Origin of the sequence: Enterococcus sp. DIV1421a (assembly GCF_051711025.1) — a bacterium.
Lineage (GTDB): Bacteria > Bacillota > Bacilli > Lactobacillales > Enterococcaceae > Enterococcus_B > Enterococcus_B hirae.
The window spans coordinates 1,210,513-1,224,593 of sequence record NZ_JBIOLU010000001.1; the positions used below are offsets into that span (position 1 = coordinate 1,210,513).

The 14,081-nt window shown below is 39.6% G+C and carries 11 protein-coding genes; all 11 read left to right on the forward strand.

The window, feature by feature from the left end:
- The 11 genes from purL (at position 1) to pdhA (ending at position 14,081) form a co-directional block, all read left to right on the forward strand.
- Positions 1–2,223 (forward strand): phosphoribosylformylglycinamidine synthase subunit PurL, encoded by a 2,223-nt coding sequence (purL, locus tag IGK21_RS05615; RefSeq protein ID WP_181914933.1) that lies wholly within the window; start codon positions 1–3, stop codon positions 2,221–2,223.
- Positions 2,208–3,650 (forward strand): amidophosphoribosyltransferase, encoded by a 1,443-nt coding sequence (purF, locus tag IGK21_RS05620; protein ID WP_034700370.1) that lies wholly within the window; start codon positions 2,208–2,210, stop codon positions 3,648–3,650. Before purL ends, purF begins: the two co-directional genes overlap by 16 nt.
- Before the next feature lie 13 nt (positions 3,651–3,663).
- Positions 3,664–4,707: a phosphoribosylformylglycinamidine cyclo-ligase gene (purM, locus tag IGK21_RS05625; RefSeq protein ID WP_034700371.1), complete on the forward strand. Its 1,044-nt coding sequence runs from the start codon at positions 3,664–3,666 to the stop codon at positions 4,705–4,707.
- A complete protein-coding gene (gene purN, locus IGK21_RS05630) occupies positions 4,704–5,297 on the forward strand; it encodes a phosphoribosylglycinamide formyltransferase (protein ID WP_010719379.1) in 594 nt (197 codons plus the stop codon). Before purM ends, purN begins: the two co-directional genes overlap by 4 nt.
- The gene (purH, locus tag IGK21_RS05635) at positions 5,290–6,825 is read left to right on the forward strand and encodes a bifunctional phosphoribosylaminoimidazolecarboxamide formyltransferase/IMP cyclohydrolase (protein ID WP_034700373.1); all 1,536 of its coding nucleotides are present in this window, start codon (positions 5,290–5,292) and stop codon (positions 6,823–6,825) included. Before purN ends, purH begins: the two co-directional genes overlap by 8 nt.
- Before the next feature lie 17 nt (positions 6,826–6,842).
- Positions 6,843–8,117, forward strand: a complete 1,275-nt coding sequence (gene purD / locus IGK21_RS05640; protein ID WP_096709197.1) for a phosphoribosylamine--glycine ligase — start codon at positions 6,843–6,845, stop codon at positions 8,115–8,117.
- Between the two features lie 118 nt (positions 8,118–8,235).
- Positions 8,236–9,150 (forward strand): aldo/keto reductase, encoded by a 915-nt coding sequence (locus IGK21_RS05645; protein ID WP_010719376.1) that lies wholly within the window; start codon positions 8,236–8,238, stop codon positions 9,148–9,150.
- A gap of 108 nt (positions 9,151–9,258) precedes the next feature.
- On the forward strand, positions 9,259–9,774 hold the full coding sequence (locus tag IGK21_RS05650) for a hypothetical protein (RefSeq protein ID WP_178306012.1): 516 nt from the start codon (positions 9,259–9,261) through the stop codon (positions 9,772–9,774).
- A 217-nt stretch (positions 9,775–9,991) separates the two neighbouring features.
- Positions 9,992–10,969, forward strand: coding sequence for a GMP reductase (guaC, locus tag IGK21_RS05655; protein ID WP_010719374.1), 978 nt, complete (start codon positions 9,992–9,994; stop codon positions 10,967–10,969).
- Between the two features lie 116 nt (positions 10,970–11,085).
- Positions 11,086–12,513 carry a PLP-dependent aminotransferase family protein gene (locus IGK21_RS05660; protein ID WP_181915177.1) on the forward strand — a complete coding sequence of 476 codons (1,428 nt, stop codon included), beginning with the start codon at positions 11,086–11,088 and terminating at the stop codon, positions 12,511–12,513.
- A gap of 458 nt (positions 12,514–12,971) precedes the next feature.
- Positions 12,972–14,081 carry a pyruvate dehydrogenase (acetyl-transferring) E1 component subunit alpha gene (gene pdhA, locus IGK21_RS05665; RefSeq protein ID WP_010719372.1) on the forward strand — a complete coding sequence of 370 codons (1,110 nt, stop codon included), beginning with the start codon at positions 12,972–12,974 and terminating at the stop codon, positions 14,079–14,081.

The following is a 14,081-nucleotide window of genomic DNA, read 5'->3' on the forward strand; positions in this document are numbered from 1 at the left end:
ATGAAAACACGGAATGAACCAAGTCCCTTAGAGATCAAAGAAAAGAAAATTTATACTGAATGGGGATTGACAGACGAAGAATATCGAATGATCGAAGAAGATATTTTGGGGAGAATGCCCAATTACACCGAAACAGGTTTGTTTTCAGTCATGTGGAGCGAGCATTGTTCTTACAAAAATTCTAAACCGATTTTACGAAAGTTCCCAACAAGTGGACCGCATGTTCTTCAAGGTCCAGGAGAAGGAGCTGGTATCGTGGATATCGGTGATGGTCAAGCAGTTGTGTTTAAAGCGGAAAGTCATAATCACCCTTCAGCAGTAGAACCTTATGAAGGAGCGGCAACCGGTGTTGGTGGGATCATCCGCGATATTTTCAGTATGGGTGCACGTCCGATTGCTTTACTTGACTCCTTACGTTTTGGCGAGTTAGACCAACCACGAACCAAGTACTTATTGGAAGAAGTAGTCGCAGGGATTTCTGGGTATGGTAATTGTATCGGAATACCGACGGTTGGAGGAGAAGTAGCGTTTGATCCTTGTTATGAAGGGAATCCGTTAGTTAATGCCATGTGCGTAGGGTTGATCGATCACAAAGACATTCAAAAAGGGCAAGCTTCTGGTGTGGGTAATTCGATCATGTATGTCGGTGCGAAAACAGGACGCGACGGCATTCACGGTGCGACTTTTGCTTCAGAAGAGTTCAGTCAAGAAGAAGAACAGCAACGTTCCGCAGTCCAAGTAGGCGATCCTTTTATGGAAAAACTATTACTTGAAGCTTGCTTAGAATTGATCCTGGAACATGCGGACATTTTAGTAGGAATCCAAGACATGGGCGCTGCTGGATTGGTTTCTTCAAGTTCGGAAATGGCATCAAAAGCTGGATCTGGTTTGATTTTGACATTAGACGATGTGCCACAACGAGAAACAAATATGACTCCTTACGAAATGATGCTTTCAGAATCACAGGAACGAATGTTGATTTGTGTAAAAGCTGGGGCAGAGGAAAGAGTCAAAGAATTATTTAAAAAATATGATTTGGATGCTGTTACGATTGGAGAAGTCACCGATGATGGCTTGTATCGCTTGTACCATCATGGGGAAGAAGTAGCTAACTTACCAGTTGATGCCTTAGCCGAAGATGCACCTGTTTATGAAAAGGCAGTGCAAGAACCCGCTCGAATCGAAAAATTTAAACAGTTAGGGCAATATCAACCAATCATTGAAGATGCGAATCAATTATTGCTAGATTTATTGAAACAACCGACAATAGCTTCAAAACATGCGATTTATGAAACCTATGATTCTCAAGTACAAACCAATACAGTAGTTTCCCCTGGAAGTGATGCTGCCGTATTGCGTATTCGTGGAACTGAAAAAGCAATTGCTATGACGACTGACTGTAATGCCCGCTACCTTTACTTAAACCCCGAGATAGGTGGCCAAATTGCTGTTGCAGAGGCTGCCAGAAACATTGTAGCTAGTGGCGGACGTCCATTGGCGATCACAGACTGCTTGAATTATGGTTCTCCTGATAAACCAGAAGTATTTTGGGAACTGGTCAAATCAGCAGACGGGATTGCCAAAGCATGTGAAGTCTTTGCGACACCTGTGATCTCCGGGAATGTTTCTTTATACAATGAAACGGATGGCAAAGCGATTTATCCTACCCCGATGATCGGCATGGTCGGATTGATCGAAGACCACCAACACATCACCACTCAATCTTTCAAAATAGCGGATGATTTGATTTATCTTGTTGGTGAAACTTATGACGATTTTAATGGTAGTGAATTGCAAAAAATGCAATTAGGAAAAATTGAAGGGGACATCGAGCATTTTGATCTATTGACGGAACAACAAAACCAAGAAAGTCTACTGGCGGCTATTCAAGCAGGAGTGGTAACCAGTGCGCATGATTGTTCGGAAGGCGGTTTGGCTGTGGCGTTGGCTGAAGCAACTTTTGGTACCCAATTGGGATTAGATGTCACAGTAAATCTGACGACAGCACAACTTTTTTCAGAGACACAATCAAGATTTGTGGTCACCATCCTTCCAGAAGATCGCGAGGAATTTGAACGTTTGATGGGCGAAAAAGCAAGTTGTATCGGTAAAGTGACTGAGTCAAGTAATATCGTGATCCAAGCAAGTGATGGGGAAATCCATCTAGCTGTTACAACAGCTAAAAAATGCTGGGAGGACGCAATCGAATGTCTTATGAAGTAAAAAGTTTAAATGAAGAATGTGGGGTGTTTGGTGTCTGGGGACATCAAGAAGCATCTAGCGTAACGTATTTTGGGCTTCATAGTCTTCAGCACCGTGGTCAAGAAGGTGCTGGGATCGTTTCAAATGATCAAGGGAAACTATTAGGTCACCGGGATCTAGGTTTACTCTCAGAAGTTTTCAAAGATCAAAGAAAGCTAGCTGCACTCTCTGGACAAGCAGCGATTGGACATGTGCGTTATGCTACAGCAGGTAATGGTAGTGTGGACAATATCCAACCCTTTTTATTTAAATTTTATGATCAGTCAATCGGTCTAGCTCACAATGGTAATCTTACGAATGCCCGTTCATTGAGAACGTCGTTAGAAAAAGACGGTGCGATTTTCCATTCCAATTCAGATACAGAGATTTTGATGCATTTGATTCGTCGAAGTAAAAAAACAACATTACTCGATCGTTTAAAAGAAGCATTAAATGAAGTGAAAGGCGGTTTTGCCTATTTGCTTTTAACAGAAGATGCCATGATCGCCGCTCTTGATCCGAATGGTTTTCGACCTTTGGCAATCGGTCAAATGAAAAATGGTGCATATGTGATTGCTTCTGAAACTTGTGCACTGGAAGTCATCGGTGCGCGGTTTATTCGAGATGTTCGTCCAGGGGAAGTAGTGATCATTGATGACTCAGGCTACACGATCGATACTTATACGACCGAAACCCAGTTAGCGATTTGTTCCATGGAATATATCTACTTTGCACGACCAGATTCAAATATCGCTGGTGTCAATGTACACACTGCTCGTAAAAATATGGGGAGAAATTTAGCACAGGAAGCGCCAATTGATGCTGACATGGTTGTAGGTGTTCCAAATTCTTCGCTATCAGCAGCCAGTGGCTATGCCGAAGCTAGTGGCATCCCTTATGAGATTGGACTAGTAAAAAATCAATACATTGCCAGAACCTTTATTCAACCTACACCAGCGTTAAGGGAACAGGGTGTCAGGATGAAACTTTCGGCTGTCAGAGGAGTTGTTGAAGGCAAACGAATCGTGATGGTGGATGATTCGATCGTTAGAGGAACAACGAGCCGGCGAATCGTACGTCTATTAAAAGAAGCAGGAGCAAAAGAGGTTCATGTACGAATTGCTTCACCACCGTTAAAATATCCTTGTTTTTACGGCATTGATATTCAAACGAGAAAAGAACTAATTGCAGCGAATCATAGTATCGAAGAAATCAGACAATGTATCGAAGCAGATTCATTGGAATTTTTGAGTGAGGATGGGTTGATCCAAGCAATCGGATTAAAAGAAGCAGCTCCTTATTCTGGGTTGTGTATGGCTTATTTTAATGGTGATTATCCGACACCTCTATACGACTATGAAGAAAAATACCGTGAATCATTGAAAGAAAAAGTATCTTTTTTTCAATAAAGGAGGAAGTAACATGAGCAATGCCTATGCGAATGCTGGTGTGGATGTAGAAGCTGGCTATGAAGTAGTAGAACGAATCAAAAAACACGTGAAAAAAACAGAGCGACTAGGGGTAATGGGTGCTTTAGGCAGTTTTGGTGGCTGTTTTGATTTAAGTTCTTACCAATTAAAAGAACCAGTTTTGGTATCGGGGACAGATGGGGTAGGAACAAAATTGTTAGTAGCCATCGAAGCGGATCAACATGAAACAATCGGAATCGATTGTGTGGCGATGTGTGTCAATGATATTTTAGCTCAAGGTGCGGAACCTTTATATTTCTTAGACTATTTAGCTACTGGAAAAAATGATCCACAAAAATTAGAAAAAGTCGTCGCTGGCGTGGCGGATGGTTGTGTAGCAGGTAATCTTGCGTTGATCGGTGGCGAAACCGCAGAGATGCCAGGGATGTACGCGGAAAATGAGTATGATCTTGCTGGTTTTGCAGTTGGGGTTGCAGAAAAGTCGCAATTGATCACAGGAAGTGAAATCGAAGTTGGTGATGTTCTGTTAGGCTTACCTTCTAGCGGGATTCATTCAAACGGCTATTCATTGGTTCGGAAAGTGTTTTTTGAACAAAATAGTTACACATTAACCGATCAGATAGAGGGTCTGTCTGAAACACTGGACCGAGAATTGTTAAAGCCGACAAAAATCTATGTATCAGCTTTGCTGCCAATCATAAAAGAACAAAAGATCAAAGGTGCGGCACATATCACTGGTGGTGGATTCGTAGAAAATATACCTCGGATGTTGCCGGAAGGAACGGCCGCGCAAATTCAATTAGGTTCATGGCCTAGCTTGCCGATTTTTGATTGTCTCCAACGTTTAGGTGAAATCCCTGAACAAGAGATGTTTGAGATTTTTAATATGGGTATTGGCATGGTTGTAGCAGTAGCAGCTTCTCAAGTCGATGAAGTCATTGGAAAAATCAACGAGCAAGGAGAAGCGGTTTATCGAATCGGTGAAGTAATTCCCTTAAAAAATAAAGCAGTGTTGTTTGATGAGGAAGAAAAATGAAGATTGCCGTATTTGCTTCAGGAAATGGCAGCAACTTTCAAGCTTTAGTTGACTATTTTCGGGAAAATAAGTTGCCAGATACCTTTGAATGGCTTTTTTGTGACCAGCCGAATGCTTTTGTCTTAGAACGGGCAGAAAAGTTACATGTACCATTTCATTTTTTTTCACCAAAAGAATTTTCATCTAAAAGAGAATATGAAGAAAAAATTTTAGAGATCCTAGTGGAAAAAGAAATTGAACTCATTGTATTAGCAGGATACATGCGGATTATTGGTCCGACTTTATTGAATGCTTATGAGTCAAGGATCATTAATATCCACCCCTCTCTTTTACCTGATTTTCCTGGCTTACATGGGATTCGTGATGCGTTTGCTGCGAAAGTCAAAGAAACAGGTATAACGATTCATTACATTGATAAAGGGATAGATACAGGACCCATCATTCACCAAGAAACCATAGAGATCACGAAAGAAGACACATTGGATAGCTTAGAAGCAAAGATTCATCAAATCGAACATCAGACCTATCCTAAAATAATCGAAGCAGTCATCAAAGAAATGCAAAAAGTGGAGGAAGAAAAAAATGACTAGAGCATTGTTAAGTGTATCGGATAAAAAAGGAATTGTTGAATTTGCCAAGGGATTACAAGCTTTGGAAATTGAGATTATTTCAACTGGGGGCACCAAAAAAGCACTTGATGAAGCGGGAATCTTAACCATCGCAATCGAAGATGTCACTGGCTTTCCTGAGATGATGGACGGACGTGTCAAAACTTTGCATCCTAAGATTCATGGGGGATTATTAGCACGTCGTGATCTTGCTAGTCACAGAGATGCAATGGCAGCTTCTGAGATTTTGCCGATTGATTTTGTTTGCGTCAATTTGTATCCTTTCAAAGAAACAATCATGAAACCGGATGTTAATGAAAAAGAAGCCATTGAAAATATTGATATTGGTGGACCAAGTATGTTGCGTAGTGCTGCCAAAAACCATGAATTTGTCACGGCAATCGTTGATCCGAACGATTATCCAATTGTTTTAGATGAACTGAGAAATCAAGGGACTACTTCTCTAGCGACACGTCAGAAACTGGCAGCGAAAGTATTTCGTCACACAGCAACCTATGATGCATTGATTGCTCAATATTTAACGGAGCAAGTGAAGGAAGAAAAGACGGAAAAATTGACTCTTACTTTTGAACGCAAGCAAGACCTCCGCTATGGCGAGAATAGTCATCAGCAAGCTGTCTTTTATCAATCTGCTCTACCAGAACGTTATTCGATTGCTCAAGCAAAACAGCTTCATGGAAAAGAACTATCTTTTAATAATATTCGTGATGCAGATGCTGCTTTGCGGATCATGAGTGAATACCAAGAACCAACAGTCGTAGCACTCAAACACATGAATCCTTGTGGTATTGGCTCAGCTCACACGATTTTCGATGCTTGGCTAGCAGCTTATGAAGCAGATCCTGTTTCGATTTTTGGTGGGATTGTGGTATTGAATCGGGAAGTCGATTTAGCAACAGCTCAAGAAATGCATAAACTCTTTTTAGAAATTATCATTGCACCGTCTTATACACCAGAAAGTCTAGAAGTTTTAAAAGCCAAGAAGAATTTACGATTATTAACGGTTGACTTTAACTCGCAATTAACAAAAGCATCTAATGAAATTGTTTCAGTTCTTGGAGGTTTACTCGTCCAAGAAAAAGATACAGCAATGGAAGAACCAACTACATGGCAAGTAGTAACCGATCGTCAGCCAACATCTGATGAAATGGCTGCATTAGCATTTGCTTGGAAAGCTGTTAAGCACGTCAAATCAAATGCGATCGTTGTAAGTAATCGGTATCAGACGCTAGGGATTGGTGCAGGACAAATGAATCGTGTCGGTTCTGTCAAACTTGCGATTGAACAAGCTGGAGAAAAAGCACAAGCAGCTGTTTTGGCAAGCGATGCTTATTTCCCAATGGATGATTCGGTGGAATATGCAGCTAAACACGGAATCAAGGCGATCATTCAGCCTGGTGGAAGTATCAAGGACCAAGCGTCGATTGATATGGCTAATAAACATGGAATTGCCATGGTCTTTACGAACGTCCGTCATTTTAGACATTAAGATAGAAGGAGTAAGAAATGAATATATTGATCATAGGATCTGGTGGGCGTGAACATGCGATTGCGAGTAAAATCTTACAAAGTCCGCTAGTCGAAAACGTTTATTGTGCACCGGGGAATCCTGGCATGACACGTGATGGGGTCAAAATCGTTGATATTAAAGAAACTGATCATCAAGGATTGATCGAGTTTGCTAAGAAAGCGTCGATTACTTGGAGTTTTGTTGGCCCAGAAATTCCATTACTAAATGGGATCGTAGATGATTTTAAAAAAGCAGAGTTAAAAATATTTGGTCCGACGAAAGCTGCCGCATTGATTGAAGGATCTAAGAGTTTCGCCAAAGAATTGATGGAGCGTTGTCAGATTCCAACTGCTGAATCTAAAACTTTTACCAACTATCTTGAAGCCAAATGGTACATCGAAGAGAAGGGTGCCCCAATTGTGATCAAAGCGGACGGTTTAGCTGCTGGCAAAGGCGTGGTCGTAGCGATGACAAAAGCCGAAGCGTTACAGGCAGCCAGCGATATGCTGGAAAAACATCGTTTTGGACAAAGTGGACATCAAATCGTTGTGGAAGAATTTTTAGAAGGAGAAGAGTTCTCTTTGTTAGCGTTTGTGGATGGCGAAGCAGTTTATCCAATGGAAATCTCACAAGATCATAAACGAGCGTATGATGGAGATCAAGGACCGAATACTGGAGGGATGGGCGCCTATTCTCCAGTACCTCACATTTCTGAAGCAATCATTGAAGCGGGGATCGAAAAAGTAATAAAACCTGCAGCTAAGGGGATGAGCGAAATTGGTCGTCCGTTTATCGGTGTATTGTATGCAGGATTGATCGCCACTTCAGATGGACCGAAAGTGATTGAATTTAATGCGAGATTTGGCGATCCTGAGACACAAGTCATTTTACCTCGATTGAAGAGTGACTTGGCGCAAGTGATCACTGATTTGTTAGACCATAAGCCGGTTCATTTAATTTGGGAGGAAACTGGATATCATTTAGGGGTTGTAGTTGCAGCAGAAGGTTATCCTAATCAGTATTTAACCGCTATGGATTTGCCCGATTTTCCTGAAGAGGAGGTAACTGTCTATTATGCGGGTGTTCAAGAGGAAAAAGGAAATTTAAAAGGTTCAGGTGGTCGAATCTACTTAGTGGAGTCCTATGGGGAAACAATTGAAGAAGCGAGGGAAAAAATATACAACGTGTTAGAATCAAAAGATACAAAGGGGACATTTTATCGGAAAGATATTGGAATGAAAGCAATCAACGTTTTTTCTAAGAATCACTAGCGCAACAAAAAGGGGGATAACATTTTTTCTTTTTTGAGAAAAAAGTGGCATGCCTCTTTTTGCCCCCTTTTTGAAGTAAATGTGTTAAAATCTAATGGGAAAGAAAGGAATGATTTTAATGAAACAGATTCAATTGGGAACTTCAAATCAAAAGGTGTCATCGGTTATTCTCGGATGTATGAGGATTAATGGCGCTGAACATCCAGAACGTATTATTGAAACTGCTTTTGATAACGGTATCAATTTTTTTGACCATGCGGATATCTATGGTGGTGGAGAATGTGAAACCATCTTTGCTAGTGCATTAGCAAAAACTTCAATAAAGAGAGAAGAGCTATTTGTTCAAACAAAATGTGGGATTGTTCCTGGTGTGATGTTTGACTTTTCCAAAAAGCACATCATTGAATCAGTGGAAGGTAGTCTCAAACGGTTAAAAATGGATTATGTTGATGCGTTGCTATTACATCGTCCTGATACCTTAGTTGAACCTGAGGAAGTGGCAGAGGCATTCGATGAATTAGAAAAGTCAGGTAAAGTACGTTATTTCGGTGTAAGTAATCAGAAACCAATGCAAGTCGAATTGCTAAAGAAATACGTCAAACAACCTTTGTTGATCAACCAATTGCAATTTGGATTGAAACATTCTGGAATGATTGATCAAGGGATCCATGTGAATATGACAGATGAAGCTAGCGTTGACCACGATGGTAGTGTCTTGGATTATTCACGTTTGAATGAAATGACGATCCAAGCATGGTCGCCTTATCAATATGGTTTTTTTGAAGGGGTATTTATCGGTAACGAAAAGTTTCCTAAATTGAATCAAAAATTAGCAGAACTTGCTGAAAAATATCATACAACGCCAACAGGTTTAGCTTCAGCTTGGATTTTACGCCATCCTGCGAATATCCAAGTGATTGCAGGAACGATGAATGTAGGGCGAATCAAGGAAATTGCACAAGCATCAGACGTTGAACTGAGTCGTGAAGACTGGTATGCGCTGTATCGCGAAGCTGGCAATATCCTACCATAGACATGAAAAAACATTGAATGAAACAGTCATTAGTTGCTTGTTCGCTAATGACTTCTACATATATTGATGCGAGGAACGTCACTAAGAATCTACGAAAAGGGGAGTAAAATGGGATATCTAAATAAATGGGACAATAATTCGTCAATGCCAGAAAGTGAGCTAAACGCTCATAGAGCAGCGTATGAAAATGTCAGTGATGGTAAAGAAGCGAAAGGCAATCTAAAACTAGACCCCCAACGCTATAGTCTTGGAGTAATGACACACGCAATAAATAAAACGAAATCTGCAAAATCAAATAAACCTAATAGAGCTCTACTTGGAATGATCCAAGAAATAGCGCAAAGCTATTTTAGCCCTAAAGTACTTGCTGGTATGGAGAAATTCAAAAAGGATAGAGAAAAAGAGCTAGAAAAAAGTTCGAACATTTCGCAAACAAAGTTATCTAAAGATAAAGAAAACCCTGATAATCAAAATCAAGTTTATAAAAGGTTGAATGCCATTATCACTGGCGCTAAACAGACACTCGTTCAAACCGGAACTCTGAATAAAAACGATCAAGAGAAAACAAACCAATCAAAAGAAGCTGGAAATCAACAAAAGAATGAACCACCTGGTAGAGATTGAGTAGCTATAAGCGACAAACAGCTGATTGTTTATTTGTCGAAAAGTTTGATGGCTAGACAGTGTTATTTCAGATTAAGGAGTTTTTATTTTTTTGTTTATATTCCCCTTGATTTTTTAGTTTAAATACGGTAAATTACATAAGGTGCTAAAAATAAACACCCAAAAAGCAAATAATGTTCGTGTTTTACTGAATTCGAACATCAGGAGGATCATGTCCATGAAAGTGTTTGATTACGAAGATATCCAACTCATTCCTAATAAATGTATTGTAAGTAGCCGTTCAGAATGTAACACGACAGTGACACTAGGAAAGCATACTTTTAAAATGCCTGTTGTCCCTGCGAATATGCAAACGATCATCGATGAGTCAATTGCACAATTTTTAGCAGAAAATGGTTACTTCTATATTATGCATCGATTTGATGAAGCAGCAAGAATCCCCTTTGTGCAAAAAATGAAGGAGCAACAATTGATTACTTCAATCAGTGTTGGCGTAAAACAAGAAGAATATTCATTTGTTGAAGAATTAGCACAGTTAAATTTAGTTCCTGATTATATCACGATTGATATTGCGCACGGTCATTCAAATGCGGTGATTGAAATGATCCAACATATCAAAAAACATTTACCAGAAACGTTCGTTATTGCAGGAAACGTTGGGACACCAGAAGCTGTTCGGGAATTAGAAAATGCCGGAGCTGACGCAACAAAGGTTGGAATCGGACCTGGTAAAGTTTGTATCACAAAAATCAAAACCGGTTTTGGTACCGGTGGTTGGCAACTTGCTGCCTTAAGATGGTGTGCGAAAGCTGCCAGAAAACCGATTATTGCTGATGGGGGTATTCGTACCCATGGTGATATTGCAAAATCCGTTCGTTTTGGCGCAACAATGGTTATGATCGGTTCGCTATTTGCCGGACATGAAGAATCGCCTGGTGAGACAATGGTGGAAAATGGCGTAGTGTACAAAGAATACTTCGGCTCTGCCTCCGAGTTTCAAAAAGGTGAAAAGAAAAATGTAGAAGGTAAGAAAATTTGGATCCAACATAAAGGGTCTTTGAAAGACACGTTGGTTGAAATGCAACAAGATTTACAATCTTCTATTTCTTATGCGGGTGGGAAAGATATTGAAGCTATTCGCAAAGTAGATTATGTGATTGTTAAAAACTCCATTTTTAACGGAGATACCATTTAATAGCTATTAAAAAGCAAAGTAGATGCTCTCGCATCATGCTTTGCTTTTTCTTTGCTTTTCGATCCCTTTTTTATAAGATAAAATAGGCAGTAGAAGAAAGAGGAATGGAGAAGAACATGTGGGAAGTCATAGATAAGAAACAAAGACCAATTTATCGACAAATTATGGATCAGGTGATGAAAAATATTGAAAATGGGAATTTAGATCCCAACGTACCCTTGCCCTCTGAAAGGAAATTGGCAGTTATTTTTCAAACAAATCGCACCACTGTGGTTCGAGCGTTGGATGAATTACGAGATCTTGGCGTTCTTATCAGTCGCCGAGGCAGTGGACGCTTTGTGAATCAAACCGAATGGGGGCGGTATTCTGCCCCGAGAGTGAATTGGCGCGAATTATTTTCTCAACGCTATGAACAAATCGATGATAGTTATGAAAAAATGATCGAAGTAGGAAAACTGAACCCTTATTTTCTCGATTTATTTTCGAGCGAGATGCCTACAGACTTATTACCAAACGTTCAATTTCCAGCATACTCAATGAATGAGATTATTGAAAAAGAGCAACAAATCACCTGTCTAGGTTATCTTCCATTAGTAGCAAAAATAAAAAATTACTTGATCGAAAAATTTTATTTTGATTTTACTAAAACGCAATTATTAGTTACGAGTGGGGGTCAACAGGCTATTTTTCTAATTTTACAGACGATTTTATCTAGTGGTGATGCTATTGCGGTAGAAGCGCCTTCGTTTTTTTATCGTTTGTCCTTATTTAAAGCGACAGGGATTCGTCTATTTGGTGTACCCATGGATAGCGAAGGTATTGAGCTGGATAAGCTAGAAGTGTTGATCAAGAAAAATAAATTGAAAGCTGTCTTAGTCAATCCAAACTTTCAAAATCCAACAGGGAAAGTGATGTCCCAAAAACGTCGCGAAGCATTAGTGACCCTTTGTCGCAACTATCAATTACCGATCATTGAAGACGACGTTTTTAGTGACTTATCCTTTCATGATAGTGAAAAGCATAAACCAACTGCGATCCATTCAATTGATCCGGAAAATGTCTTATATGTCGGTTCATTATCTAGGGTATTAGGACAAACGACCAAGATAGGTTGGATCGTTGGGCTGCGTTCCTTTATCGACCGCTTAGCGAAAGCGCAGGAAATGATGGAATTTTCGATGAGCATCTTTCCCCAAAATGTGGCGATGACTGTATTTGAAGAAAGTTATAGCACAAAGATCGCCATTGTGAGGGAAGAATTATACAAAAGAAGTTTGACGCTGGTTGAATGGGAAAAAACGCAAAACTTTTTTGAAGTCTGGCCCATTTATGGTGGGTACTATGCGTGGATTACGTGGAAAGGACAGCAATTGACAAGAGATATTGCGGAAGAATTGATCCGCTCAGGGTTAGGCATTGCACCAAGTTTTTTGTTTGGAGAAGAGACCAACGGGTTGCGTATCAATTTTAGTCGTTTAACTGAAGAAAGGCTGCCATTTTTTCAAGCGGAAATGGCAAAATTAGCAAAACGTTTATCCGTTTAATTCATGATCAAAAGAGCAGGTTCATGTGCAACAGTTAAGGAGATTCCTTGCTGTTGCTTTTTAATTGAAAAAAATACACATATAGTAGAAAATTAAAAGAGGGATGATTGTAAAGAAAATCACTAATTAATAAAAAATTTTTTCTGTTTGTTGGAATAAGGTATAACAATGTGCGGATTCAATGATAACAGTAGAGAGGAGTAGATAGAAAATCAGGACTAATTTTGTATAAAAGATGTAAACCGCTTTCTTGATTGTGATGTTGTTCACTATTTGCGTGGTTAAGCGGATTATTGCAAATTTTTAAAAACGTGAATTTTTTTGCTTTTAGCTTGTATTTCTTAATGATCCATGATAATTTATAAAAGAAGACGGTTGGATATTGATACAGTTTATATATCTGTTTCAATCGCAGAAAGATGAGATTTTCTTATATGATGAGAGAGGAATGTGTACAAATGGCAAAAAAGAAATTACCACTAGACTTTAATGCGTTATTAGATGAAGTCAATTCAGATTTTCCAGTATACCAAGCGCTTGACCAAAATGGTAAAGTAGTAAACCCTGATCTTGTTCCTGATTTATCAGATGAACAATTAGTAGAATTAATGACTAGCATGGTTTGGTCTCGTGTATTAGACCAACGCTCAACAGCTTTAAACCGTCAAGGACGTCTAGGATTCTTTGCACCAACAGCTGGTCAAGAAGCTAGCCAACTTGCAAGTGCATTTGCTTTTGAAAAAGAAGACGTATTACTTCCTGGTTACCGTGATGTTCCCCAATTAGTAAAACACGGATTGCCTTTAGCACAAGCTTTCTTATGGTCACGAGGACATGCAGCAGGGAATTTTTATCCAGAAGAATTGAAAGCTCTACCACCACAAATCATTATTGGTGCGCAGTACATCCAAGCAGCTGGTGTGGCTTTAGGATTGAAAAAACGAAACAAAAAAAATGTGGTCTTCACTTATACAGGTGACGGCGGCTCTTCTCAAGGTGATTTCTATGAAGCAATCAACTTTGCTGGAGCTTATCATGCAAATGCTGTATTTTATATCCAAAACAATGGCTTTGCGATCTCAACACCTCGTGAAAAACAAACAGCTGCTAAAACATTAGCGCAAAAAGCTGTGGCAGCCGGGATTCCAGGGATCCAAGTAGATGGTATGGATCCATTAGCAGTTTATACAGTATCTAAAATGGCACGTGATTGGGCAATCAACGGGAATGGTCCAGTCTTGATTGAGACATTGACTTACCGTTATGGTCCGCATACTTTATCAGGAGATGACCCAACTCGTTACCGTTCAAAAGAAACAGATGACGAATGGCAGAAAAAAGATCCATTGATCCGTTTCCGTAACTACCTAACAGAAAAAGGTCTATGGTCAGAAGAAAAAGAAGAACAAGTAATTGAACAAACAAAAGAGGAAATCAAAGCAGCGATTGCTGAAGCAGATAAGATTCCAAAACAAAAAGTTTCTGATTTCTTAAAAAATATGTTTGAAGTGGCACCACAATCAATTAAAGAACAAATTGCAATCTATGAAGCGAAGGAGTCGAAATAA